Source organism: Gilliamella sp. Choc6-1, assembly GCF_001690385.1.
In the GTDB taxonomy this organism is placed as follows: domain Bacteria; phylum Pseudomonadota; class Gammaproteobacteria; order Enterobacterales; family Orbaceae; genus Gilliamella; species Gilliamella apicola_A.
In genome coordinates this window covers 1-25,285 of sequence record NZ_LZHI01000064.1, presented here as the reverse complement: position 1 = coordinate 25,285, position 25,285 = coordinate 1, and the positions used below count along the sequence as shown (strand labels likewise).

Here is a 25,285-nt window from a genome sequence, read left to right as displayed (position 1 = left end):
ATCAATGATATATAGATTTTTGAATGTTGAAAAATATCATATAAAATAAATGGTTAGATTTGTTTTCTCTTTTATATTATTATGTTCAAATTTTCCAAATTTATAGATTAATTATTTTGAGTTTATCATTTAGTAAACCTCAATAATTGTTTTATCAAATCACTATTGCATCAATTTCTATTAATAGAAAGAATTTTTTAAATATAATATTAAAAAATTTCAGTAAAATACTATTAAACTATTCATAAATTGATTTAGTATTTTTTTTAATTATAAGATAAGATAATTCCCTTTTAAGGCTTTACTTAAAATATCCAGTTATTAATAAGTTTTATAAAATTAATAGATTAAAAATAGAATAATGGGATATATTAAAAATATATCAACTAATTGAATTTTATTAAGAAACAAAATTAAATGGTGATTAAATAATGATTGAAAAACTGTGGTATGGTAAAAATCGTTTATTTTGGTTACTAATACCATTTTCTTTATTATATGGTTTGATTGCTCTTGTTCGTCGCTTTTTATATCGATTAGGTATTTTAAAACCTTGGCGTTCACCCGTACCTATTATTATTATTGGCAATTTATCTGTTGGTGGTAATGGCAAAACGCCACTAGTTGTTGGTTTAATTGAATCGCTAAAACAAAAAGGGTTACAAGTTGGAGTAGTTTCACGAGGCTATGGTGGTAAGTCTGATTGTTATCCTCTTATTTTAAATAAAACAACAACAACCGAACAAGCAGGTGATGAACCTGTACTTATTTATCAACGTACTAATGTGCCTATTGCTGTATCTCCACACCGTTCTGACGCTGTTCAAGCACTATTAAAGCAGTATCAATTAGACGTTATTTTGACTGACGATGGTTTGCAACATTATGCACTATCGCGTGATATTGAAGTTGTAGTTGTTGATGGAAAACGTTTATTTGGTAATGGTTGGTGGATGCCTGCAGGACCAATGCGAGAACGAGAAAGTCGATTAAAGTCGGTTGATTTAATCATTATAAATGGTGATAGTGTAAATAACCTAGCTCAAAAGTACCCTAATAAAGTCTACACAATGCAATTAACACCACGATACGCGGTAAATTTGCTTACTCAAGAAAAAAAACCATTATCTTCATTACAAAATATTTGTGCTATTGCAGGTATTAGCCATCCTAACCGTTTTTTTGATATGTTGATTAAAATGCAAATGAATGTAATTAAAACCATTCCTTTTGCAGATCATCAACAATTTACGTTGTTATTGTTAAACGATATTGCAAATTGTGACCAAACTCTTTTAATGACTGAAAAAGATGCGGTTAAATGCAGACAATTTGCTCAAGCAAATTGGTGGTATTTACCAGTTGATGCGGTAATCCCCGTGCAAGTAATTGAGCAGATCTGTTCCTTATTAGATAAAATAAATTCCAAAAGAGAATAAAATATGAAAGAAATACTTTTAAGCGCACTTGCTTGTCCAAAATGCCATGAGCAACTACAGTATGATGCCAATAATCAACAGCTAATTTGTTTAGCTGATAATTTAGTCTATACCGTAAAAGATAATATTCCTGTTTTACTTGAATGTGAAGCAAAGTCACTTAATAAGCCATTATCTACTCAAGAATAAAAAGGCAGGATATTAGTTATGAATTTTTCAGTTATTATTCCTGCTAGATATGGCTCAAGCCGTTTACCTGCAAAGCCATTAGCGGATATTCATGGAAAACCTATGATTGTGCGTGTAATGGAACAAGCGCAAAAATCCTTAGCCAGTCGAGTGATTATTGCAACCGATCATCAACAAGTTTTTGATGTAGTCAAAACGCATGGAGGAGAAGTCATTCTGACAAGTGATAAGCATAATTCAGGTACCGAAAGGTTAGCAGAGGTCATTAATGCTTATCAATTTTCAGATGATGAAATTATTGTTAATGTACAAGGGGATGAACCTTTAATACCACCTATGATTATTAATCAAGTGGCAGAAAATTTGGTGCAATATAAAACAGGAATGGCAACGTTAGCCGTACCAATTAATTCTGTTGACGAAGCATTTAATACTGGTACGGTTAAGGTTGTGACTGACAAAGAAGGCTATGCACTTTATTTTTCTCGTGCTACGATTCCTTGGGAACGAGATCGTTTTGCTAAATCGACTGATCTATTAAAACTGCCTAGCATTGGTGATTTTTATCTTCGTCATATTGGTATTTATGCCTATCGTGCAGGTTTTATTCGTCAGTATATTAATTGGGCTCCATCTTTACTTGAGCAAATTGAAATGTTAGAGCAACTCAGAGTGCTTTGGTATGGTCAAAAAATTCATGTCGCTGTGGCAAAACAGCCTCCAGCAATTGGTGTTGATACTTTAGAAGATTTAGAAAAAGTAAGAGCGTTATTTAAGGAGTAAGCAATGGCAAACTTTACTGGGTTTACGCAAGATGGGCTTAATTTTTTACAAGATGTTTGGATAAATAACAGCAAACCATGGTTTGAAGAACATCGTGCTATTTATGATAACGATTTAGTTAAACCATTTAGGCTTTTGGTTGAACAATTAGCTCCGGAAATGCTTAAAATTGACGAATGGTTTGAAACTCGCCCAGCTATTGGTAAAACAATTTCACGTATACATCGAGATACCCGTTTTTCAAATGATAAATCACTTTATTGTAGCCGATTATGGTTGACATTTAAGCGCCCCAATAAAGATTGGAAAGAGGCTCCCGCTTACTTTTTTGAAATTAGTCCAAATAGTTATCAATATGGACTTGGCTATTATTGTTCATCAAAACAAACGATGGATATTTTTCGAGATGAGATTCTTAATGATACTAAGAAGTTTTTAGCTATGGCACGTTGTGTCAAAAAACCATTTGAGCTTGTTGGGGAAAGTTATAAACGTCCATTGATCAAAGAACAAGAAGAAAAAGTTGCAACCTGGTATAACCGAAAAAATCTTGCGGTTATGGTGACAAGTAATCATATTGAAGACGTGTTAAATAGTGATTTACCCAAAAAATTAGTTAAAGGGTTTAAACAACTAATTCCACTCTATGATTATTTAATGCGAGTAGAAATGATTAAAAGCATAACAACGCTTTAGTTTTATTAAGTTTATTTTTATATTAGATGTTGGTAAAATTTAATACTAATTCTTTTACACCATTGATTATAAACTGTATTCCAACACAAGCTAATAAAGAGTCCATAATTTTTGAAATAGCTTCAATGCCACTTTTTCTACACAGCGCATTATACTGCTAGCACTTCGTATACAAAGCTAAAGAATAATACATAACAATAAAAGCACTAAAATTAAAGCGGTGTAAACAACTCAAGTTGAAACATCATAGTGACCATTTTTTTCAATTGATTGACTGCAGATAAATAATTATAAATAAAAGAAATATGGGCGTACTTTGACACCCAGTTATTGCGAAAATTAAAATGGAATATCATCATCAAAATCCATTGGGGGTTCAGGGGCTTTAGTATGAGAAGTTGGTATGCTTTGTGTTGAAGAGCGCGCCGCAGTAGGTGCAGAAGAAACATTATTAGCACTTTGTCCCCATTTTTGTGATCCATCTTCAAATGCTTCATTACTATTTCGAGAACCCAAAATTTGCAATGTACCTCCAATTGGATTCACAACAACTTCAGTAGTGTAACGATCATTGCCGGTTTGATCTTGCCATTTGCGAGTTTGTAATTGTCCCTCAAGATAAACCTGAGTTCCTTTTTTAATATATTCTCCTGCAATTTCGGCTAATTTACCAAAGACGACTACTCTATGCCATTCTGTACGATCACGTGTTTCACCAGTTTGCTTATCTTTCCATGATTCTGACGTTGCAATACTAAAATTAGCGACAGCATTACCATTTGGCATATAGCGAACTTCTGGATCTTGACCTAAATTACCCACTAAAATGACTTTATTTATTCCTCGATTTGCCATTATAAACTCCTAAAAAGTGCACATATACTTAAGTGTATTATTGTAGCATGAGACAGCTGTAACATCACCGAATTTAATTCAATAATGGAATGAAATTCACAATTTCCTGTAATACAGAAAAATCAGCTTAACCATAGGAATTTATAGATAGAACGAGTATAATGCCCCACATTTGTTAATAGCGTGTTCTAAAACATTTCCCCTAAAGGAGGAGGCCTTATGATTAATGCGTTTGGACTAAAAAACAAACAATTAGTGAAGATTAATGAAGGCGACATAAATAATGCGACCTGGATTGATTTAATTGAACCAGAAGAAGTCGATCGCGAATTTGTTTTAGCAAATTTAGGACAAAACTTAGCAACAAGTATAGAATTAGATGATATTGAAGCATCAGCTCGTTTTTTTGAAGACAACGAAGGCCTGCATGTTCACTCTTTCTTTTTTTATGAAGATGCTGAAGATCGAGCTGGTAACTCGACAGTTGCCTTCACAGTTCATAACGGGCGTTTATTTACATTACGTGAACGAGACTTACCTGCATTCCGTTTATATCGAATGCGCTCACGTTATCAAACTATGGGTGATGGAAATCCATATGAAGTTTTACTTGATTTATTTGAAGTTAAAGTTGAACAATTAGCGGATCAGATTGAAAATATTTACAGTGAGCTTGAAGAGCTAAGTTTAATTATTATGGATCGTTCTGCACAAGAACACTATGATGAAGCTATTACCTCATTAGCAGAACTTGAAGATACTGCTTGGAAAGTGCGCCTTTGTTTAATGGATAGCCAACGTGCAGTTAATTATTTAGTTCGTCGTGCTAAAATGCCAGCGGAGCAGTTAGAACAAGCTCGTGAAGTTATTCGAGATATTGAATCGCTTGTGCCGCATAATGAATCATTATTTCAAAAAGTAAACTTTTTAATGCAGGCAGCAACAAGTTTTATTAATATTGAACAAAGTCGAATCATTAAAATATTTTCAGTTGTTTCAGTAGTATTTTTACCACCTACAGTGGTTGCCTCAGCATATGGTATGAATTTTGAAAATATGCCTGAGCTTAAATGGGAATATGGATATCCGTTTTCATTACTCTTAATGTTACTAGCTGGCGTAGCACCTTATATATATTTTAAACTTAAAAAGTGGCTATAGGCTTTGGTTATTTTAAATATTTAAGACTTTATCTGCTAAACTTTATTTAGCGGGGTCCAATATAAGTAATACCAATAAAGTTAACCTAGTTAAATTGTTATAAATAATTGATGATATTACTTTCTACAACTGACAAATAAAGTAGCTTGTTATTTAAATTAAAAAATTAATTTATTATAAAAGGGAACTAAATGAGTCAATATGCACTAGTCACCGATATTGGTGGAACTAATGCCCGTTTTGCGCTATACAATTTAGCAACCAACGAGCTATCAGCCATTAAAAAAATTCTTATTTCAAAAAATGATATATTGTTAACGTTAATTAAGAATTATCTGCAAGCACAATCAGTCAATATTGAGATGGCTTGTATTGCTATTGCTTGTCCGATTGATGATGAAGATATAGTAAATATGACCAATAATAATTTGTCATTTTCTCGTTATGAATTAATGCAAGAATTGAAACTAACAAAGCTTGAAGTAATTAATGATTTTATAGCAATATCAACGTCGATTCCCAAATTACTTAAACATGATCTAGTTAAAATAGGTGGAAATGAACCGGATTTAGATTACCCAATTGCAATTTATGGCGCCGGCACTGGGCTTGGGGTATCACACTTAATTAAAGTGAATCAAAACTGGATGAGCTTGCCAGGGGAAGGTGGTCATACTGAATTACCTATGATAAATGACGATGAGGATCGAATCTTAGCAAAATTACGCAAAAGATTTGGACGTGTATCAACAGAGCGTTTTTTATCAGGTAATGGGATTGTGAATATCTATCAAGCATTATTACAAATTAATAACCAACCAATTGAAGATGTAACACCTGAAATTATAGTTAAGAAAGCTTTAGCTAAAAGTTGCTCATTAAGCTTGCAGACATTAACCTATTTCTGCACATTTATGGGACGTTTTGGCGGTAATTTAGCATTAACGCTTAATACACAAGGTGGAGTTTATATTGCTGGTGGTATTGTGCCTCGTTTCATTGAGTTTTTTAAAGCATCCCCATTCCGAGAAGCATTCGAAAACAAAGGAAGAATGTCATACTTAGTAAAAAAAATTCCTGTTTATGTCATAATACATGATAACCCAGGGTTATTTGGTGCAGGCGTTTATTTAAAAAATAGCCTCAAAAAAAATTATTAAGGATTACCTTATGATGTGGTGTTATATCTATCGAAGTTCTAAAAAAGAAAACTGTTATCTATATATTGAAAAAGAAAATAATTTTTCCACTATCCCTGATAAAATATTGTCTATTTTTGGTAAACCAGTGTTTGTAATGAAAGTTTTACTTGATGGTAAACGACGTTTTGTGGTAGGTACTTCAGATGAGATTGAGAAAAAAATTAAAATGGATGGTTTTTTTTTACAAATGCTAAAAGAAGATGATTTTAAAGTATGATAGAGCCATTTTGGGAATCTAAAACATTAGCTCAAATGAGCGATGAAGAATGGGAACAACTTTGTGATGGTTGTGGTCAATGCTGTTTAAATAAATTAATGGACGAAGATACAAACGAAATCTTATATACTAATGTTGCTTGTAACCTGCTTGATTCTCATACTTGTCAGTGTAGACATTATCATAAACGATTTGATTATGAGCCGGATTGTATTAAGTTGACTCGTGAAAATCTTTTAACTATTGAATGGTTACCATTGACCTGTTCATATCGCTACTTTTCTAAAAATGGAAGATTACCAGAATGGCATCCGCTTATTATTGGTAATAAAAAACTTATGCATAAACTAAAAATATCAGTTAGAAACCGTATTGTTTATGAAAAAGATGTAATTTGTTGGGAAGATCATATAATCTAAAAAATAAAAAAGGAGCAGTTGCTCCATTTTTACCTAATGCTTTCATAAACCGCTTTACAGAATAATCCACAAATAACCAAAAAGATCGAATGCAAACATATTTAATAGCATAAGAATAAAAACAATGATCATAAAAGAAATGTCAATCATACCTATCGGCGGAACTATTCGGCGAATTGGGGCTATTAAAGGTTCTGTTAGTTGAGAAAGTAGATCATCAGCATCTGAATACCCTCGACTAACCCAACTTAGGATTGCTCGAAATAGTAACAGCCAAAATAAAAGGTGTCCAACTGCATGTAATATTGCCGGAAAAGCAAATAGCAAATAACTTATATCCCAAAATGGAAAACTTATTAAACTATAGCTGCAAACAAATATTACTTTTAATAATGCAAATAGATACAAAAGTCCCCATGTTGCAGTATCTAATCGTCCAATTGATGGAATAATTTTTCGTAGTGGACCTAAAATAGGTTGAGTAATTTTAACAATAAATTGAGTAAAAGGATTGTAAAAGTTGACTCTAGTTTGCTGCATCCATAAACGCAAAATTAAAATATAAAGGCAAACGGTTAAAACTGTTTTTCCCAGAAAGAAAAGCGATGTCATTTAAAATTCCTCAAAATAAGATATTTAAGTAATATATTATAAATATTGCCTTTCGCCAAATATAGCCCTACCAATGCGAACCATCGTACTACCAGCAACAATAGCTGCTTTAATGTCATTGCTCATTCCCATTGACAAGGTATCCATAAATGGATAATTAACCTGTAATACTTTTAAAAGCTGTTTCATTTGAGTAAAAACACTTAATTGTTTCTTAAAATCATTTTCAATTTCCGGAATAGCCATTAAGCCGCGTAATTTTAGATTTGGAAGGGTAATTATTTGATTTACTAAATCAGCAGCTTCTTCAGGTGTAACTCCTGATTTGCTTGATTCTTGACTGATATTGATTTGAATCAATACATTTAATTTAGGAATATCTGGTGGGCGTTGCTCGCTTAAGCGCTGAGCGATTTTAAAACGATCAATTGTATGCATCCAATCAAAGTATTGAGCAACTAATTTACTCTTATTCGATTGTAATGGACCAATAAAATGCCAAGTTAATGGTATTTCAGGCATGTTCTGCTTAAAATGCTTAATTTTTTCAATACCTTCTTGAACATAATTTTCACCAAATGAAACTTGCCCCGCTTTTATTGCTTCTGTAATTTGTGCTACTGATTTAGTTTTACTGACTGCAATAAGCTCAATATCCTTGGGATCTCTATCACATAGCGAGGCAATTTTTTTTATTTCATTTTTAATGGCAAGTAAATTGTCATATACGGTATTCATATTAATTTCCAAATGATGATTAATAGGTAAAATATAATGCTAAACTCATTATTAGCACTTAGTGTAACTCAAAATGCTTCAGATTTGCATCTTTCAAGTGGCGAAAAGCCATGTATTCGCATTAATGGACAATTGCACTTTTTATCTCATGAAAAATTAGTATCCTCGGTATTAAAAAATGAGTTGCTTAGTTTACTTGACGAGTCTCAAAAAAAAGGATTACAACAGCATGGGCAAATTGATATAGCTTATCAAACTAACGAAATAGGGCGGTTCAGAGCAAATATTTTTTATCAGCAGCGTGGTATTTCTGCTGTATTCCGTATTATTAATCAGCGGATACCCAGTTTATCTGAGCTTGCTGCACCTGATATTTTACCTAAATTAACAAAAACAGAAAATGGTATTATTTTGATAACAGGTGCAACAGGAAGTGGTAAATCCACTACATTGGCAGCATTAGTTCAACATATTAACGCAACCGATTCTAAACATATTATTACACTAGAAGATCCTATAGAATTTATTTATCAAAATGATAAATCACTAATTCAACAACGAGAACTTACTCATTTCAATGTTGTAATAGAAAGTATTTTAAGACAAGATCCAGATATTATATTGCTTGGTGAACTACGCAATAGACAAGCAATACATACAGCTCTAACGCTAGCAGAAACAGGCCATTTAGTTTTTGCTACCTTACATACACAATCAGCCATAAAAAGTATTAATCGTATTATTGGTGTGTTTGATAAAGACTCACGTGATTTTATTCGAGCAAGGTTATCCAATAGTTTAAAAGCGATTATCAGTCAAAAATTAGTTTTAGAGAATAGTAATCGTAAAGCATTGTTTGAAATACTAATTAATACACCTGCTGTAAGTCATCTTATTTACGAAGGAAAGATTAATCAGATATTCTCGTTGATGCAGACTGGTCAACAATATGGGATGCAAATCATGAAAGAGAATTGAGAATGACGATTAACATAATAAAGTAAAAAATTAAGACAGATAAAGAAAACAATAAAGAATTAACACCAAAATCATTAGCAAAATAACTTTTAAAGTTCTTATAAAAAATACGTTATACTATTATACAGGTACATATAAAACTTAAAGAGGCCATAAAAATGGAACAACGCATTGGGTTTATTGGATTAGGTAATATGGGAAATGCAATATTACAAGGTATTTTAGCTAGTGGTATTGTACATGGAAAACAACTTTACGTTTATGATACACATCCAGAAAAAGGGAATAACCTTAATCGCTCTTATATGATTAATAATTTAGATTCTGCTAAAAATGTAGCAAGGGAGTCCGATATTGTTATTGTTGCGGTGAAGCCGAATGTCATAATGGATGTATTAAATGATATCCAAAAAGAATTGAAAAAAAATACGATTATTATTTCTGTGGCTGCTGGCGTTAGTATTAAAGCTATCGCTAAAAGTGTTGGCTATGAACAAAAAATCATCCGAGTGATGCCAAATACACCAGCATTAGTCAATGCCGCAATGTGTTCTATTACACCTAATACTGAAGTATCAGAAGATGAATTAGCCATTGTTCAAAATTTATTTAACTGTATTGGAGAAACAGAGATCGTACCTGAATATTTAATTGACGCCATTGTAGGAGCAAGTGGGTCATCTCCAGCTTTTGTATTTATGTTTATTGAAGCGTTGGCCGATGGTGCTGTAAAGGGCGGGCTGTCTAGAAAACAAGCATACAAATTTGCGGCTCAAACTGTTATGGGATCAGCAAAAATGTTACTTGAAACAAAAAAACATCCCGGTGAGCTAAAAGATATGGTATGTTCGCCTGCTGGTACAACTATTGAAGGTGTGCAAATGCTTGAAAAAAAAGGATTTCGTTCTGCTGTGATCGATGCAGTAGAAATAACTATTAATAAATCCAAATTTCTTAGTAAAGAATAAAAATTCTAAACTTTATATTGTTCTCTTACTATGGAAAATCTTATACCGGAAAATGATATAAGTTTTGCCTATTATACTGATAAAGAAAAACTATATAAACATTTCTTGCATTAACCCGCAATATATGAGTTAATAGTCAACAGCATATAACGTGCAGATTTATTTAGTAACATCTTGATATAAGCAGTTTGTAGTTTACTTTCTATTTACATTAGTAACATTAGTATTAGTTCTCTTCAGTTTCGCTTTTCAGTGTTTATAAGCAGTCCGAGTTTTATGTTTTTTTAAGTTAGCCTTAATCGGCTTAAATTTTATTTTTAATAGGAAGATTATTATGTCTAAGAAAACTGGTCAAGTAAAATGGTTCAATGAAAGTAAAGGTTATGGTTTTATTTCCCCAGCAGACGGCAGTAAAGATGTGTTTGTGCACTTTTCTGCAATCGCAGGTGAAGGATTTAAAACTTTAGGTGAAGGCCAACAAGTTGAATTCTCTATCCAAGATAGTGAACGAGGTCCATCTGCAGCAGACGTTAGAGTAATGTAATTACTTGCCCCCTCTTTTATCTTATCAGCATGTGAATATGCTGATAAGATGCCTCCTAAAATTGTTTTTGAATTGTATTATTTCCATCTTTTAATTCGTTTATTTTGCCAATATTGTTGTATTTGAAAAATTGCTATTATAATTTCAATATTTAACTAATTCTTAATATTATCAAAATAATAATCTAAATTCCTGTAATGAAAAATAACGTAAGAAAAAATTATTATTATCAGTCATTTTATTAGATTTATCTTCAGTTGCTATGGCTGAATTATCATAAGCAGTAAAGTATCTTTCGATAAAGTGGATAAAATTGCTAAAGCTATTCCAGTGAAGTGAGGCAGCTACAAAACAGAAAACAGATATGATGAAAAAGGCTTAAAAGATACAAAAAGTAACTTTCTCAAATGCCAAAAGATAATCAAGAGTTTGGTTGCAAACAAGGTTTAGATGCTCTAAAACAGCTTGAAGTAATGTCTCCTCGATTAAAAAATATATGTTATTACAACACTTAAATCAATATTAATTTAGGCTTCTAAAATTCCATGGGGCTATAGGATTTTTATCTTTCCAAAGTCCTATCTTGTTTTTTCTAGCTTTATATTCTAATTCGACCATTTTTTTGTTATTAGCAATGCCTTTATATCGGTAAGCCCATGCATACCCGTTTTTAACCATTTTCATATTAATGTTAGTGCCATTATAAAAAATAGTTCCTAACGTTCTTTTATAGATATCTTTTTTATTTTCTTTAACAAAAACAGTTTTGCCAGAAATAAGCGAAGCTAGATATTTTTTCGAAATATTTCCATAAGCTTGTTGACGTTCTGGAGCGTCAATATCAAGTAATCGCACTCGAACTGTTCTTTTTTTGGGGACTAAAATCTCAATGGTATCACCATCAATAACTTTGATGACTCTACCTTTAAAATCTGCAAATGCTAAAGAAGTTAATGAGCTGACGAGAATTAAAAAAATAAGAAATTGTTTTAATAAAAACATTATTATCACATATTGGATCAATAATTAAAGAATTTAGTTATCATATTGTCTTAACTATAACTAAAAATGAAAACACAGAAATCATTAAAAATTAACACGATAAAAATAATTATAAATTGAAAGATTGTTATCAACAATAAAATTTATTTTCATAACTATTTAGAAAAGCACCTAATTTCAGTCTCACTATAAACAAATAGTAAGACTGATTATAAAACACAAAGTTAAATTAAAATTCACTCGTATCTTTGAAAAGACCAACTTTAAGATCGGTTGCTTCGTAAATCAATTTATCATCAACATAAACTTCGCCGTCACCGATCCCCATAATTAATTTACGATTAATAACACGTTTGAAATGAATTTTATAGATTACTTTTTTATTTTTTGGAAGAATTTGACCTTTTAATTTCAATTCTCCAACGCCAAGCGCACGGCCTTTACCTTTTCCACCTAACCATCCTAAATAAAACCCGACTAATTGCCACAAAGCATCAAGTCCTAGACAACCTGGCATAACAGGATCATTCTTAAAATGGCACTTAAAAAACCATAAGTCGGGGTTAATATCAAATTCTGCTTCAATATAGCCTTTGCCAAAATTACCACCTTCTTCATTCATTTCAATAATACGATCCATCATAAGCATTAAATCAGATGGCAATGGTGGACCATCATGGCCAAATAATTCACTATTTCCTGATTTAATCAAGTCTGATTTATCATATGAAGATTTACGTTCAAATATCATAAAAAAACCTTTTATCTGTTGTTATTACTACATGATTATCAAATTAATAATCATCAAGAGTCGGTAAAAACTCTAAGGCTAAATAAATTTTCCCATTAGACAATTAACAAAATACGGCTAAAGTTTATTGGGTATTAAGATTTTTTGCAATATCTTTGCCATTTACTTAGCCAACCATCCTTTTTTTTATCCTGCATTAGCATAGATTGCATACGAGCATGAATAAGTTTATACAGATTAATATTATTATCATCTTTATAAGCAATACCTGTAATTAATTGGAGAGTTTCGGCGACATGATCAACGGTATGAATTGAAAATTTATTTTGCTCAATAGCCTCAACTATTTCATCACTTAAGCATAAGTGACGTTGATTATTTGCAGGTATAATGACTCCTTGCTGCCCGTTTAAACCTTGATGTTTACAAACTGTAAAAAAACCTTCTATTTTTTCATTAACGCCACCAACCGATTGTACATTACCGAATTGATCAACTGAACCTGTAACGGCTAATTGTTGATCGATAGGCATGCCAGATAATGCGCTCATAATTGCACAGAGTGCTGCAAGTGATGCGCTATCTCCATCAACCTCACCATAAGACTGCTCAAACACTAACGATATTGAAAAAGGTAATTGATGATTAATTGCAAATTCAGACATAATAAATGCTTGTATAATCATCATGCCTTTTGTGTGAATATTCCCAGCAAGATCAGTTTTACGCTCAATATCAATTAATTCACCATCTCCATAATGAATCAAACAACTTAATCGATTTGGTTCACCAATTGCTATTGGATATCCAGGATATTCAATAACCGATAAGCCATTTGTTTGCCCTACTACATACCCTTTAGTTTTAATCATTATTTGATTGCTAAAGATTTCTTCATAGATTCGCTCCTTTAAATAATCCTCACGCCAAGATTTTTCTTTAACTGATTGATTAATAGAATATTCATTAATCATGTTATCTTGACCAAAATACGAGGCATTAACTAGCATTGAATGAATCCAATCGACAGAAAATGGTAAATAATATTGATCTCCCGTATGTCGTATAGCCTCTCGATAAATTTTACTAAAAGCAGATGAATCAATTATTGGTAAATTTTGTTTATTGGCGATGAATTTTACATAATCCAACCACGATTCAACTTGTGTTGATGATTTTATATGTAGTTCATTTTCAAATTCAGTATAAATTACAGAAGTATAAAACTCAGGTTCAAACTCCTGCAATTCAGCCATACTTAACCTATCGCCAACTAAAATAATACGTAAATCAAGTGGCATTGGCGGAATAGATAATGGTAACGGATGAGCTTCATCTGTTGAAACCCATTCAAACTTTTGTTTTATAACCATTTGCTTTAATTGTGACCATAGATTGGGTTGGCTAAGTAGGGAACGCATACCTAAAATTAAACCCCCGCCATTGGCTTGATGAACAAGTCCTGATTGTAATCTCATTGTGCTATTTTCAGGTTGTCTAACACAGCCAAACAGCTTTTCTACATCAGCATAAATTGCTGATAAACAGCTATCTTGGGAGGCAAAATTATCTTGCTTATTTTTAGCTTTTGACAATGTAATTTTATTGTCACCAAAAAAATAACTATAACCAAGAGTAGTAGGTGATAAATTTAGCTTAACTGCTTGCTTGAGCAAGTCAAAAAACAGCTCGCTTTCAGGAGCTTTAAGCAGCATAAATCTTGGAGTATAATTGGTTTTCTTATTTGGACATAACATTGATAATGCAGATGCAACACGTGGTTGCCAAGCCAGCAAATTATTTAATTCAACTATTGCTGATTCTTCTGTTACATTGTTTTTATTAGTAAGCTCAATAACATGAGCTAAATCAGGTTGGGTCTGATGCGCTTTAAGTTGTGTAATGGCCAAAATTATAGCCTTATTAGTTAGCTAAATTAATCGGCAAATTATAGCAAGTATCACTATTAACGCCAACAAATTACCCCAACATTTATGCTAACAAATAAAAAAATTACAGAAAGATTTTCCAAAATCAGGTAAACTATAGAACAAAATATAGTATTTATTTCTTTATTATCAACGATTAAATATGCTTAAACTCAAAAATAATCATCTTAAAGATGACCATTCCTCACAAATTGTTAGTTGGGGGCACTGGTTCACATTGTTTAATGTTTTTGTTGCTATTGCTCTGGGAAGTCAATATTTAATCATCGCAGATTGGCCACGAACTTTTATGGGGAGGCTATATGCCATTATTAGCGCAATTGGGCATTTTAGTTTTTTAACATTTATTACTTATTTAATTGTGCTTTTCCCATTAAGTTTTTTTATACATTCTTCTCGCTGGCAACGAATAATAGCAACTACCATAGCGACATTAGGCATCTCATTATTATTAATTGATATTGAGATCTTTTCACACTTTAGAATGCATCTTAATTTATCAATTTGGCAATTATTTACCTCACAAAAAGCGACCTTTTTAAGTTCTGCTTTTATCATTATTCCATTTATTTTATTGGTTGAAATATTATTTGCGTTATGGAGTTGGAAAAAACTAAGAAGCCTAAGTAAACGCAAACGTTATGCCAAACCAGTGGTAATTATATTTATTCTCTGTTTTGTTTCCTCACATTTTATTCACATTTGGGCAGATGCAAATTTTTATCGACCAATAACCATGCAACGATCAAGTTTACCATTATCATATCCATTGACGGCTCGCCATTTTCTTGAACGCTATGGTTTTATGGAAGAAAATGACTACCGTACGCGTGTTAGTCAAGTTGGCAATCCTTTCGCCATCGCAATAGAATATCCACTTGAACGTATAACGTATGATGACAAACAAAACAAAAAAAATATATTGATGATTATTATTGATGGTTGGAATAATTACTTACTTACTCATAATATGCCATGGTTAAAACAATTTGCTAGTGAGAATATCGAGTTTGTAAATCATTATGATGCAAGTAACCAATCTAATATTAATAAGTTCTCGCTTTTTTATGGCTTAGATCCAAACTATTATAATAGTATTTTAGCAAGCCATAGAACTTCAATTTTATTTGATACAGTAATCAATCAACATTATAGTTTAGGATTATTTTCGTATGATGGGTTTGCTGAACCTTTATATCGTTCGGCTTTACTATCTAATTTTTCGATACCTGAACCGAAAAAACAATCCAATAAACAAATCACCGATCATTGGCTGGTATGGTATGATGAGCAAAACAGAATTCATAATCATGCACCATTATTTTCGGTTATACAGTACTCTCTTGGTGTAAAAAACAAAAATTTATCTGTTAGTATGCTAGAATCAGAAGCGAAAAAATTGGATCAATATCTAGAATCACTCATTGTTTACCTAAAATCGACTAATACCTTTGACAATACGGTGATTATTATTACTGGTACAAACGATATTAAAATAGATACCGCTCAGAAATTAGTATTGCGTAATGACGATAAAGACTACAGCCGAGCATCTTTAAAAGTGCCATTAATCATGTCATGGCCAAATAAAAACAGTACAAACATAAGCAATATTACATCACAAACAGATATAATGCGTACATTAATGCAAGATGCTCTTCATGTTACCACATCACCACCACAATATAGCCAAGGTAACAATTTATTTAATAACAAGAAACGAGAATGGATTATTGCCGGTAATGATAATGAAATTGCTGCACTTTATAGTGATAAAACCATTATTCTTGATGCATTTGGTCGCTCTAAAATTTATAACCTTAATGGAAAAGTACAAAAAGGCGAAAAAATTAGCTTACCTATATTTTTACAAATTGTGACTGAAAATCGTCGATTCATGGTGGTTGATAACTAAATAATTAATTGAAAAAATAAATGATGATTTTTTCATAGTTTTTAATTTTCATCAGTGCTATTAGTGACATTAGGCTGTATTTAGTTATATAAGGAAAAATAATTAAAAGTTACCTAAAATAATGCATAAAAAATTTATTATATTTAGTGCACTGTTTTAATTATATACTATTTTAAAAAGATAAAGCATAGATAACATTAAAAGCTAATATTATCTATGCCAATGGTTTAAAGCTATTATTATGGTAAATGATAATAGCTAATGTTTGTTGTAAATAAATGCTACTTTACCTCTTTACCCATTGCTTGTAAGTCCGCATGATAAGAGGAGCGAACAAAAGGTCCACAAGCAGCATGTGTAAATCCCATCTCTAATGCTATCTGTTTTAATTCATCAAATTCTTGCGGTGAAACATAACGTTCAACAGGTAAATGATATTTACTTGGTTGTAGATACTGCCCAAGGGTAAGCATAGTAACACCATGGCTACGTAAATCTTTTAAAACCTGAATTAATTCTTCATTGGTTTCGCCAAGTCCAACCATTAATCCTGATTTTGTAGGAATTTCAGGATGTCGTTCTTTAAATGCTGCCAGTAATTTAAGTGATCCTTCATAGTTAGCGCCAGGGCGGATTCTCTTATATAATCGAGGTATATTTTCTAAATTATGATTAAATACATCAGGTGGATTATCACTTAAGACATCAATTGCTTCATCAATACAACCACGGAAGTCAGGTGTTAACGTTTCGACTTTGATACTAGGGTTTAAAGCACGGATTTTTTGTGTACAAGAAGAAAAATGACTAGCGCCACCATCTTTTAAATCATCCCTATCTACAGAAGTAATAACAACATAGCGCAACTTCATTTCTTGGATAGTTTTAGCTAGTTTTATTGGCTCATCTTGATCTGGTGGTAATGGACGACCATGTGCAACATCACAAAATGGACAACGGCGAGTACAGATATCTCCCAAAATCATAAAAGTGGCTGTACCATGGTTAAAGCATTCTGCTAAATTAGGGCAAGAGGCTTCTTCGCAAACTGAATGCAACCCATGTTTACGCATGGTATTTTTGATATGTGCAATATTATCAGAGTGAGCAGATAATTTAATTCGCATCCATTCAGGTTTTTTTAGAGGTGCAGAATCTTCTAATGTTATTGTTGGAATTAAGCGTGTTTTATCAGCATCACGATATTTCGAGCTTCTGATTATTGTTTCATTATTTTGCATAATTGGTATCTTAATACTTAGGTAGATAATTAATAAAATTATCGGTTAATAGTTGTTTTATTTCATTATAATCAATGTTTGAAACATAGTCTTTTAATTGTGTCATTTGCAACCCAGCATAACCACAAGGATTAATGTTATTAAAGGGAGCAAGATCCATATCAATATTTAATGCCAGCCCGTGTAGAGTACAACCCCGGTTTATATGCAAACCAAGGGAACAAATTTTTTTATGATTAATGTACACACCAGGGGCATCTGTTTTGGTGTAAGCTATAATACCATAATGCGCTAAAGTTTGAATGACACTATTTTCTAAAAAGCTTACCATATTGCGAATGCCAATCTTACGTCTTTTTAAATCAATTAGAGTATACATGATCTGTTGACCGGGTGCATGATAAGTAATTTGACCACCGCGGTCAGTTTGAATAACTGGAATATTTGTATGATTTAGTAAATGTTCAGCTTTACCCACTTTACCTTGGGTAAATACAGGCTTATGTTCTACTAACCAAATTTCATCAAGTGTTTTTTCATTACGATTTTGTGTAAATTCATGCATAGCTTGATAAGTTTGCATATAAGGAACAATATGTAAATCTTTAATGATAACATTATTAATGCTCATGGTATTGCTTATTGATATTAACAAAAAATTTATAAATATATATCAGATTTTACTACAATTTGACAACTTGTAGATGATTTCGATATAGACATTGTATCTTTTTTTTTGTATTTATTCATTAGTAAAATTTGGTTATTTATCAAATAACTAACACTGTATTAAATATTATCATTGAAATGGTTGATTAATTTGATAGGAATTAACATTCTTTTCTAAACCTTGGTTTGCTTTACTTTTTTCTTGAAAATGGCAGACTGATATTAATAAAGTTCCGTAATGCAGGCTTCTAGCTTATAAAGTTTCATAGCTTTAGTCATAGCTAAGGATAGCAAATACTGCATTTTTATAAACAAAAAAGAGGTTTTTATATGTCGGACATGCAAATGAATGATATCGATCCCGTCGAAACACGAGATTGGCTACAAAGTGTTGAGTCAATTATCCGTGAAGAAGGAATCGAACGTGCGCAGTATATTATTGAACAAATAGTCAATAAGGCGAGAGATGGAGGTGTACCGTTACTTTTTGGTTCTTCAACAAGTAATTATATAAATACTATTCCAGTAGAAGAACAACCTGCTTATCCTGGCGATTGGGAAATAGAAAGACGCATTCGTTCAATTGTTCGTTGGAATGCCATTATGATGGTACTAAGGGCATCAAAGAAAGATCTGGAACTTGGTGGTCATATGGCATCATTCCAATCAGCGGCTACATTTTATGAAGTTTGTTTTAATCATTTTTTCCGAGCACGCAATGAAAAAGATGGCGGCGATTTAATTTATTTCCAAGGGCATATTTCACCTGGGGTTTATTCGAGAGCATTTATTGAAGGTCGTTTAACCGAAGAACAATTAGACAATTTCCGCCAAGAAGTACATGGTAAAGGGTTACCTTCTTACCCACATCCTAAACTACTCCCAGAATTCTGGCAATTCCCAACAGTATCAATGGGGCTTGGTCCTATTAGTGCAATTTACCAAGCACGTTTTTTAAAATATTTAGAAAATCGTGGACTAAAAGATACTTCTGAACAAACTGTTTATGCTTTCTTAGGTGATGGTGAAATGGATGAACCAGAATCAAAAGGGGCAATCACCGTTGCAACGCGTGAAAAACTCGATAATTTAGTGTTTGTTATCAACTGTAATTTACAACGTTTAGATGGTCCAGTAACGGGTAATGGTAAAATCATCAATGAATTAGAAGGTGTTTTTGGTGGTGCCGGTTGGAATGTTATTAAAGTTCTTTGGGGTGATCGTTGGGATAAATTATTACAAAAGGATAAATCAGGTAAATTAATTCGCTTAATGAATGAAACGCTAGATGGTGATTATCAAACATTAAAATCTAAAGATGGCGCTTATGTTCGTGAGCATTTCTTCGGCAAATATCCTGAAACTGCAGAATTAGTTAAAGATATGTCTGATGAAGAAATCTTTAGATTAAACCGTGGTGGTCAAGATCCAGCTAAAATGTTCGCTGCATTCCAACGAGCAAAAGAAACGAAAGATCGCCCAACAGTTATTCTTGCTCACACCATTAAAGGTTATGGAATGGGAGCTGCAGCTGAAGCAAAAAATATTGCACACCAAGTGAAAAAAATGAATATGGATGGCGTGCGTCATGTTCGTGATTTCTTCAATATTCCAGTAACAGATGAAGCACTTGAAAAATTACCATACATCAAATTTGAAGAACATACTCCAGAATACAAGTATATCCATGAGCGTCGTAATGCATTACATGGTTACGTTCCATCGCGATTAACTAAGTTCTCTGGTACTGTTTCTATTCCACCACTAAGTGAATTCTCTTCATTACTTGAAGCACAATCAAAAGAAATATCAACCACAATTGCGTTTGTCCGAGCACTTAACATTATGCTGAAGGATAAAGAATTAGCACCACGATTAGTACCAATTCTAGCTGACGAAGCTCGTACTTTTGGTATGGAAGGCTTATTCCGTCAAATTGGTATTTATAATCCACATGGTCAAAAATACACGCCACAAGATAGAGAGCAAGTAGCTTATTATCGTGAAGATGAAAAAGGGCAAATCCTACAGGAAGGAATTAACGAATGTGGTGCAACGGCATCATGGTTAGCTGCTGCAACATCATATAGCACTAATGATTTCCCAATGATTCCTTTCTACATTTACTATTCAATGTTTGGATTCCAACGTATTGGCGATTTAATGTGGGCAGCAGGTGATCAACAAGCACGTGGATTTATGATTGGTGGCACATCAGGTCGTACAACATTAAATGGTGAAGGCTTACAACATCAAGATGGTCATAGCCATATTCAATCATTAACCATCCCTAATTGTATCTCATATGATCCAGCTTATGCTTATGAAGTTGCGGTAATCATGCAAGATGGTTTACGTCGTATGTATGGTGAACAAGAAAATGTTTATTACTACATTACAACACTTAATGAAAATTATGCACAACCTGCAATGCCCGAAGGTGCAGAAGAAGGCATTCGTCGTGGTATTTATAAACTAGATACCGTTGAAGGTCAAAAAGGCAAACCAACAGTACAGTTATTAGGTTCTGGTTCAATTTTACGTCATGTACGTGAAGCAGCTGATATTTTAGCGAAAAACTATGGTATTAGCTCTGAAGTTTATAGTGTAACATCCTTTACAGAGCTTGCTCGTGATGGACAAGATTGTGAACGTTACAATATGTTACACCCAAGCGAAGCACCTAAAGTTCCTTATGTTGCTCAAATTATGAATAATAATCCAGCAGTGGTTTCAACTGATTACATGAAAATCTTTGCTGAGCAAATTCGTGGATTTGTTCCTGCTGAAAGTTACCGAGTACTTGGCACAGATGGTTTTGGTCGAAGTGACAGCCGTGAAAATTTACGTCATCATTTTGAAGTTGATGCATCTTATGTCGTTGTTGCTGCATTGGGTGAACTTGCTAAACGCGGTGATATTGACGCAAGTGTTGTTGAAGACGCGATCAAAAAGTTCGAGATCAATGCTGATAAACTTAACCCACGAATTGCATAAGAGGTTGTCATAATGAGTATTCAAATTAAATTACCTGATATCGGCGGTGATGAAGTCGAAGTAACCGAAATTCTGGTTAACGTTGGTGATAAAGTTGAGGCAGAACAGTCAATTATGACTGTTGAAGGCGACAAAGCCTCAATGGAAATCCCTGCTCCACAAGCGGGTATTGTCAAATCCATTTCAGTAAAAATTGGTGATAAAGTCAAAACTGGCGTGGATATTATGGTTTTTGATGAACAGGGTAGCGCTGCATCGGCAGCGCCTGCTCCAGTACAAGAAGCGCCAAAAGCTGAAGTAGCAGCAGTGACAGCTGCAGCTAGTCAAATTGTTGATGTTAATGTACCTGATATCGGCGGCGACGAAGTTGAAGTGACCGAAATCTTGGTAAAAGTGGGTGACACAATATCTGTTGACGATTCATTAATTACTGTTGAGGGTGATAAAGCGTCAATGGAAGTACCAGCAACCATTGCAGGTACAGTTAAAAGTATCACGATAAAAGTGGGTGATAAAGTAAAAACAGGTTCCAAAATCATGGAATTTGAAACCACATCTAGTGCAGCTCCAGTTACTCAAGCAGCTCCAGCTGCCGCAGCTCCTGTTGCTGAAAAAGCAGCACCTGAGCCAACGCCAGCACCAGTTGCTGCAAAATCAGCGCCTGCTTCATCAAGCAATGAGTTTGTTGAAAACGATGCTTATGCTCATGCAACACCATCTGTACGTCGTTTAGCACGTGAATTTGGGGTAAATCTAGCAAAAGTTACCGCTACAGGTCCTAAAAACCGTATTTTACGTGAAGACATTCAAACTTACGTAAAAAATGCTGTTAAACAAATTGAAAGTGGCGCTACAGGTGGCGCATTACCTGGTCTATTACCATGGCCTAAAGTTGATTTTAGCAAATTTGGTGAAGTTGAAAGTTTACCATTAACTAAAATTCAAAAAGTATCAGGTGCAAATTTACACCGTAACTGGGTAATGATTCCGCATGTGACAGAATTTGATGAAACAGATATTACTGATTTAGAAGCATTTCGTAAGCAACAAAATGCAGAAGCAGATAAGAAAAAACTTGATCTTAAGATCACTCCACTTGTGTTTATCATGAAAGCGGTAGCAAGTGCATTAACAGCGTATCCACGCTTTAATAGCTCATTATCTGAAGATGCCCAAACCTTAATTATCAAAAAATACATTAATATTGGCGTTGCTGTCGATACACCAAATGGTCTTGTAGTACCAGTATTTAAAGATGTTGATAAAAAGGGTATTGTTGAACTTTCTCGTGAGCTTGCGGCAATTTCTAAAAAGGCACGTGAAGGTAAATTGACAGGTAGCGATATGCAAGGTGGATGTTTCACTATTTCTAGCCTTGGTGGCATTGGTACAACCTCGTTTACACCAATTGTTAATGCGCCAGAAGTTGGTATTTTAGGTGTATCTCGCTCTAGCATGAAACCAGTTTGGAATGGCAAAGAGTTTACACCACGGCTAATGTTGCCATTATCATTATCATTCGATCACCGAGTGATTGATGGGGCGGATGGTGCACGCTTCTTAAGCCATATTGTTAACGTCTTATCCGACTTACGTCGTTTAGTGATGTAATTAAGGAGATCAAATTATGAGTCAAGATGTTAAAACACAAGTTGTGGTTTTAGGAGCAGGACCAGCGGGGTATTCCGCTGCGTTTCGTGCTGCAGACCTTGGACTAGAAGTTACCCTTGTTGAACGTTATTCAACACTTGGTGGTGTTTGTTTAAATGTAGGCTGTATTCCATCAAAAGCATTACTTCATGTTGCTAAAGTAATGGATGAAGCAAAATCATTAACCGAACATGGTATCCATTTTGGTACACCTAGACTTGAATTAGACAAAGTGCGTGGCTGGAAAGAAAAAGTTATTAGTCAACTGACTAATGGACTAGCTGGTATGGCCAAAATGCGTAAAGTCAATGTTATTCAAGGTGAAGCACAGTTTACCGGTAGTCATACAATGGAGGTGACTTCATCAAAAGGAATAACTAAGATCACCTTTGATAATGCGATTATTGCAGCGGGTTCTCGTCCAATCAAGTTGCCTTTTATTCCACATGATGATCCGCGTATTTGGGATTCTACAGATGCCTTAGCGCTAACCACCATTCCTAAAAAATTATTATTAATGGGTGGCGGAATTATAGGCCTTGAAATGGGAACTGTATACCATGCACTTGGTTCAGAAGTTGATGTTGTTGAAATGTTTGACCAAGTGATCCCGGCTGCAGATAAAGATGTAATTAAAGTCTTTACTAAACAGATCCAAAAGAAATTCACGTTACGATTGGAAACTAAAGTTACTACCGTTGAAGCAAAACATGATGCAATTTATGTCACCATGGAAAAGAAAGACGGAACTACCGAAACCCATACTTATGATGCGGTATTAGTAGCAATTGGCCGTACACCAAATGGTAAATTAATTAGTGCCGAAAAAGCAGGCGTTAATGTTACTGACCGTGGATTTATCGAAGTGGATAAACAAATGCGCACCAACGTACCACACATTTATGCCATTGGTGATATTGTGGGGCAACCAATGCTTGCGCACAAAGGCGTACATGAAGGGCATGTAGCAGCAGAAGTGATTGCTGGTAAAAAACACTTCTTTGATCCAAAAACCATTCCTTCTATCGCTTACACAGAACCGGAAGTTGCCTGGGTAGGTTTAACTGAAAAAGAAGCGAAAGAAAAAGGTATTGATTATGAAGTATCAATTTTCCCATGGGCAGCCTCAGGACGAGCCATCGCTTCTGATTGTTCTGAAGGAATGACAAAACTGATCTTCAATAAAGCAGATAATCGCTTATTAGGTGGTGCAGTTGTTGGGGTCAATGGTGGTGAATTGCTTGGCGAAATCACTTTAGCCGTTGAAATGGGCTGTGATGCAGAAGATATTGCCTTAACCATTCATGCTCACCCAACTTTGCATGAATCGATCGGCTTAGCTTCTGAAATTTATGAAGGTTCCGTTACCGATTTACCTAATGCTAAAGCGATAAAGAAATAAAAAATTAATATTAGTTATTCTTTTTTTATTCATGTTTAAATACCGTTAGTTATACTAACGGTATTTTTATTTTTAAAATGCTATTTAGTCATTATAGTTTTATTATTAATAATTCTACATACAGAATATATAGTGTTTTTTTAAAATATAATTTATTGCATTAAAAGGCGTTAATAAAAATTAACCGATTAAAAATAGACTTCTTTGTGAATTTCATAATTAATTTTGTAAATTTTGTTAATAAAATTTTGTTTTTTTGACCATTAATCTATATCATTTCAGAGCATAATTATAATGTAATAACAATTAATTGATTTATCTAAGTAATGATAGTTTATGAACAGACTGCCGTTTTAAAAAAATCAGAATGGTAAAATATGGACTTATTTTATGTGTGATGGTAAATCACAATTGAAATAGACATTAAAAGCAGTTCGACTAATGCAATAATTAGATAGAATGGAATAAAAAGGATAAAAAATGGCAAAAGATTTAAATCCAATCATCCATCAAGTGGGTAAAACGTTAATCAGCGGATTATCAAACACCGAAAACCACAACCGTTACACACTAACCATTGATGAACTCAGCGCTCCTATATCGGTGTTAAACGTCAAAGGCGAAGAGGCCTTAAACCAGCTGTGGCATTACACCATTACTTTTACCAGTGCCAATAAAACCCTATCTACCGATGCTTTTTTAAACCAACCGGCTACTTTCTCATTTAATTCTGTTGTAAGCGATGCGCTCAGTTCTGCAATCCGTGCCTTGGGTGATTTTACCAATGATAAAAGCACTCGCAAGATTTATGGCATTATCACCGAGTTTAGCCAATTATCGGTAAATAAAGAAGAAGCGCATTATCAAGTGGTCTTATCGCCACGACTGGCTAGACTAACGTTAAACCG

General features: G+C 33.5%; 24 protein-coding genes and 1 pseudogene. 16 read left to right on the top strand and 9 right to left on the bottom strand.

The features are described from left to right. Window positions 1-431: 431 nt before the first annotated feature. Genes lpxK through A9G36_RS07925 form a run of 4 tightly spaced genes read left to right on the top strand, consistent with a single transcriptional unit; the run spans window position 432 to window position 3,107 of the window. On the top strand, window positions 432-1,439 hold the full coding sequence (gene lpxK, locus A9G36_RS07940; protein WP_065585612.1) for a tetraacyldisaccharide 4'-kinase: 1,008 nt from the start codon (window positions 432-434) through the stop codon (window positions 1,437-1,439). Between the two features lie 3 nt (window positions 1,440-1,442). Further along, entirely contained in the window at window positions 1,443-1,628 is a 186-nt protein-coding gene (locus A9G36_RS07935) for a Trm112 family protein (protein WP_034943144.1), read from the top strand. A gap of 18 nt (window positions 1,629-1,646) precedes the next feature. Further along, window positions 1,647-2,411, top strand: a complete 765-nt coding sequence (gene kdsB, locus A9G36_RS07930; protein ID WP_065585611.1) for a 3-deoxy-manno-octulosonate cytidylyltransferase — start codon at window positions 1,647-1,649, stop codon at window positions 2,409-2,411. A 3-nt stretch (window positions 2,412-2,414) separates the two neighbouring features. Next, complete coding sequence (locus A9G36_RS07925) at window positions 2,415-3,107, top strand: DUF2461 domain-containing protein (RefSeq protein WP_065585610.1); 693 nt, start codon at window positions 2,415-2,417, stop codon at window positions 3,105-3,107. A 22-nt stretch (window positions 3,108-3,129) separates the two neighbouring features. Here the strand turns inward: A9G36_RS07925 and A9G36_RS10530 are convergent. Together A9G36_RS10530 and A9G36_RS07920 are read right to left on the bottom strand one after the other, a co-directional pair. Continuing rightward, window positions 3,130-3,243, bottom strand: a pseudogene (locus tag A9G36_RS10530) (MarC family protein); the annotation flags it as partial. A gap of 203 nt (window positions 3,244-3,446) precedes the next feature. Further along, complete coding sequence (locus A9G36_RS07920) at window positions 3,447-3,962, bottom strand: single-stranded DNA-binding protein (RefSeq protein WP_034943137.1); 516 nt, start codon at window positions 3,960-3,962, stop codon at window positions 3,447-3,449. 219 nt (window positions 3,963-4,181) lie between these two features. Between A9G36_RS07920 and corA the strand changes: the two genes are divergently transcribed. The 4 genes from corA (at window position 4,182) to A9G36_RS07900 (ending at window position 6,961) form a co-directional block, all read left to right on the top strand. Further along, window positions 4,182-5,123 (top strand): magnesium/cobalt transporter CorA, encoded by a 942-nt coding sequence (gene corA, locus A9G36_RS07915; protein WP_034943135.1) that lies wholly within the window; start codon window positions 4,182-4,184, stop codon window positions 5,121-5,123. A 191-nt stretch (window positions 5,124-5,314) separates the two neighbouring features. Further along, a complete protein-coding gene (glk, locus tag A9G36_RS07910; protein WP_034943133.1) occupies window positions 5,315-6,283 on the top strand; it encodes a glucokinase in 969 nt (322 codons plus the stop codon). 10 nt (window positions 6,284-6,293) lie between these two features. After that, the gene (locus tag A9G36_RS07905) at window positions 6,294-6,542 is read left to right on the top strand and encodes a YcgL domain-containing protein (RefSeq protein WP_081295236.1); all 249 of its coding nucleotides are present in this window, start codon (window positions 6,294-6,296) and stop codon (window positions 6,540-6,542) included. After that, window positions 6,539-6,961: a YcgN family cysteine cluster protein gene (locus tag A9G36_RS07900; protein ID WP_034943131.1), complete on the top strand. Its 423-nt coding sequence runs from the start codon at window positions 6,539-6,541 to the stop codon at window positions 6,959-6,961. Before A9G36_RS07905 ends, A9G36_RS07900 begins: the two co-directional genes overlap by 4 nt. Window positions 6,962-7,015: 54 nt before the next feature. On the opposite strand, the gene A9G36_RS07895 is transcribed toward A9G36_RS07900, so the two are convergent. Together A9G36_RS07895 and A9G36_RS07890 are read right to left on the bottom strand one after the other, a co-directional pair. Beyond that, entirely contained in the window at window positions 7,016-7,573 is a 558-nt protein-coding gene (locus tag A9G36_RS07895; protein ID WP_065585609.1) for a YggT family protein, read from the bottom strand. A 36-nt stretch (window positions 7,574-7,609) separates the two neighbouring features. Further along, window positions 7,610-8,311 carry a YggS family pyridoxal phosphate-dependent enzyme gene (locus A9G36_RS07890; protein WP_065568722.1) on the bottom strand — a complete coding sequence of 234 codons (702 nt, stop codon included), beginning with the start codon at window positions 8,309-8,311 and terminating at the stop codon, window positions 7,610-7,612. A 36-nt stretch (window positions 8,312-8,347) separates the two neighbouring features. Between A9G36_RS07890 and A9G36_RS07885 the strand changes: the two genes are divergently transcribed. The 3 genes from A9G36_RS07885 (at window position 8,348) to cspE (ending at window position 10,801) form a co-directional block, all read left to right on the top strand. Beyond that, complete coding sequence (locus A9G36_RS07885; protein ID WP_081296681.1) at window positions 8,348-9,289, top strand: type IV pilus twitching motility protein PilT; 942 nt, start codon at window positions 8,348-8,350, stop codon at window positions 9,287-9,289. 158 nt (window positions 9,290-9,447) lie between these two features. After that, a complete protein-coding gene (gene proC / locus A9G36_RS07880; RefSeq protein WP_065568723.1) occupies window positions 9,448-10,257 on the top strand; it encodes a pyrroline-5-carboxylate reductase in 810 nt (269 codons plus the stop codon). A 334-nt stretch (window positions 10,258-10,591) separates the two neighbouring features. Then, complete coding sequence (gene cspE, locus A9G36_RS07875; RefSeq protein WP_034943126.1) at window positions 10,592-10,801, top strand: transcription antiterminator/RNA stability regulator CspE; 210 nt, start codon at window positions 10,592-10,594, stop codon at window positions 10,799-10,801. Window positions 10,802-11,323: 522 nt separating this feature from the next. Here the strand turns inward: cspE and A9G36_RS07870 are convergent. The 3 genes from A9G36_RS07870 to A9G36_RS07860 form a co-directional block, all read right to left on the bottom strand. Beyond that, window positions 11,324-11,803: a thermonuclease family protein gene (locus A9G36_RS07870; RefSeq protein WP_034943125.1), complete on the bottom strand. Its 480-nt coding sequence runs from the start codon at window positions 11,801-11,803 to the stop codon at window positions 11,324-11,326. Between the two features lie 229 nt (window positions 11,804-12,032). After that, window positions 12,033-12,554, bottom strand: a complete 522-nt coding sequence (gene fabA, locus A9G36_RS07865) for a bifunctional 3-hydroxydecanoyl-ACP dehydratase/trans-2-decenoyl-ACP isomerase (protein ID WP_218055655.1) — start codon at window positions 12,552-12,554, stop codon at window positions 12,033-12,035. A gap of 134 nt (window positions 12,555-12,688) precedes the next feature. After that, complete coding sequence (locus A9G36_RS07860) at window positions 12,689-14,464, bottom strand: AAA family ATPase (protein ID WP_081296680.1); 1,776 nt, start codon at window positions 14,462-14,464, stop codon at window positions 12,689-12,691. A 181-nt stretch (window positions 14,465-14,645) separates the two neighbouring features. Between A9G36_RS07860 and A9G36_RS07855 the strand changes: the two genes are divergently transcribed. Further along, window positions 14,646-16,418, top strand: coding sequence for a DUF3413 domain-containing protein (locus tag A9G36_RS07855; RefSeq protein WP_065568724.1), 1,773 nt, complete (start codon window positions 14,646-14,648; stop codon window positions 16,416-16,418). Between the two features lie 281 nt (window positions 16,419-16,699). Here the strand turns inward: A9G36_RS07855 and lipA are convergent, their stop codons facing one another. Further along, window positions 16,700-17,659 carry a lipoyl synthase gene (gene lipA, locus A9G36_RS07850; protein WP_034943124.1) on the bottom strand — a complete coding sequence of 320 codons (960 nt, stop codon included), beginning with the start codon at window positions 17,657-17,659 and terminating at the stop codon, window positions 16,700-16,702. A gap of 10 nt (window positions 17,660-17,669) precedes the next feature. Beyond that, a complete protein-coding gene (lipB, locus tag A9G36_RS07845; RefSeq protein ID WP_034943123.1) occupies window positions 17,670-18,290 on the bottom strand; it encodes a lipoyl(octanoyl) transferase LipB in 621 nt (206 codons plus the stop codon). A 368-nt stretch (window positions 18,291-18,658) separates the two neighbouring features. Here lipB and aceE point away from each other — a divergent pair, with 368 nt between their 5' ends. The 4 genes from aceE to A9G36_RS07825 all read left to right on the top strand — a co-directional run. Continuing rightward, window positions 18,659-21,325 (top strand): pyruvate dehydrogenase (acetyl-transferring), homodimeric type, encoded by a 2,667-nt coding sequence (gene aceE / locus A9G36_RS07840; RefSeq protein ID WP_034943122.1) that lies wholly within the window; start codon window positions 18,659-18,661, stop codon window positions 21,323-21,325. 12 nt (window positions 21,326-21,337) lie between these two features. Then, window positions 21,338-22,936 (top strand): pyruvate dehydrogenase complex dihydrolipoyllysine-residue acetyltransferase, encoded by a 1,599-nt coding sequence (gene aceF / locus A9G36_RS07835; RefSeq protein WP_081295239.1) that lies wholly within the window; start codon window positions 21,338-21,340, stop codon window positions 22,934-22,936. Window positions 22,937-22,952: 16 nt separating this feature from the next. Next, window positions 22,953-24,377 carry a dihydrolipoyl dehydrogenase gene (lpdA, locus tag A9G36_RS07830; RefSeq protein WP_065568725.1) on the top strand — a complete coding sequence of 475 codons (1,425 nt, stop codon included), beginning with the start codon at window positions 22,953-22,955 and terminating at the stop codon, window positions 24,375-24,377. Between the two features lie 480 nt (window positions 24,378-24,857). Then, window positions 24,858-25,285, top strand: a 428-nt coding sequence (locus A9G36_RS07825; protein WP_218055780.1) for a contractile injection system protein, VgrG/Pvc8 family, incomplete at its 3' end; no start/stop codon positions are given.

Excerpts from the sequence above, each read along its gene's own strand:
- aceE (WP_034943122.1), top strand. The coding sequence starts at position 18,659 with ATGTCGGACATGCAAATGAATGATATCGATCCCGTCGAAACACGAGAT.
- A9G36_RS07895 (WP_065585609.1), bottom strand. The coding sequence starts at position 7,573 with ATGACATCGCTTTTCTTTCTGGGAAAAACAGTTTTAACCGTTTGCCTT.
- lpxK (WP_065585612.1), top strand. The coding sequence starts at position 432 with ATGATTGAAAAACTGTGGTATGGTAAAAATCGTTTATTTTGGTTACTA.
- A9G36_RS07900 (WP_034943131.1), top strand. The coding sequence starts at position 6,539 with ATGATAGAGCCATTTTGGGAATCTAAAACATTAGCTCAAATGAGCGAT.
- aceF (WP_081295239.1), top strand. The coding sequence starts at position 21,338 with ATGAGTATTCAAATTAAATTACCTGATATCGGCGGTGATGAAGTCGAA.
- A9G36_RS07870 (WP_034943125.1), bottom strand. The coding sequence starts at position 11,803 with ATGTTTTTATTAAAACAATTTCTTATTTTTTTAATTCTCGTCAGCTCA.
- A9G36_RS07885 (WP_081296681.1), top strand. The coding sequence starts at position 8,348 with ATGCTAAACTCATTATTAGCACTTAGTGTAACTCAAAATGCTTCAGAT.
- glk (WP_034943133.1), top strand. The coding sequence starts at position 5,315 with ATGAGTCAATATGCACTAGTCACCGATATTGGTGGAACTAATGCCCGT.
- A9G36_RS07935 (WP_034943144.1), top strand. The coding sequence starts at position 1,443 with ATGAAAGAAATACTTTTAAGCGCACTTGCTTGTCCAAAATGCCATGAG.
- kdsB (WP_065585611.1), top strand. The coding sequence starts at position 1,647 with ATGAATTTTTCAGTTATTATTCCTGCTAGATATGGCTCAAGCCGTTTA.
- A9G36_RS07855 (WP_065568724.1), top strand. The coding sequence starts at position 14,646 with ATGCTTAAACTCAAAAATAATCATCTTAAAGATGACCATTCCTCACAA.
- lipB (WP_034943123.1), bottom strand. The coding sequence starts at position 18,290 with ATGAGCATTAATAATGTTATCATTAAAGATTTACATATTGTTCCTTAT.
- lpdA (WP_065568725.1), top strand. The coding sequence starts at position 22,953 with ATGAGTCAAGATGTTAAAACACAAGTTGTGGTTTTAGGAGCAGGACCA.
- cspE (WP_034943126.1), top strand. The coding sequence starts at position 10,592 with ATGTCTAAGAAAACTGGTCAAGTAAAATGGTTCAATGAAAGTAAAGGT.
- lipA (WP_034943124.1), bottom strand. The coding sequence starts at position 17,659 with ATGCAAAATAATGAAACAATAATCAGAAGCTCGAAATATCGTGATGCT.
- fabA (WP_218055655.1), bottom strand. The coding sequence starts at position 12,554 with ATGATATTTGAACGTAAATCTTCATATGATAAATCAGACTTGATTAAA.
- corA (WP_034943135.1), top strand. The coding sequence starts at position 4,182 with ATGATTAATGCGTTTGGACTAAAAAACAAACAATTAGTGAAGATTAAT.
- A9G36_RS07905 (WP_081295236.1), top strand. The coding sequence starts at position 6,294 with ATGATGTGGTGTTATATCTATCGAAGTTCTAAAAAAGAAAACTGTTAT.
- A9G36_RS07890 (WP_065568722.1), bottom strand. The coding sequence starts at position 8,311 with ATGAATACCGTATATGACAATTTACTTGCCATTAAAAATGAAATAAAA.
- A9G36_RS07925 (WP_065585610.1), top strand. The coding sequence starts at position 2,415 with ATGGCAAACTTTACTGGGTTTACGCAAGATGGGCTTAATTTTTTACAA.
- A9G36_RS07920 (WP_034943137.1), bottom strand. The coding sequence starts at position 3,962 with ATGGCAAATCGAGGAATAAATAAAGTCATTTTAGTGGGTAATTTAGGT.
- proC (WP_065568723.1), top strand. The coding sequence starts at position 9,448 with ATGGAACAACGCATTGGGTTTATTGGATTAGGTAATATGGGAAATGCA.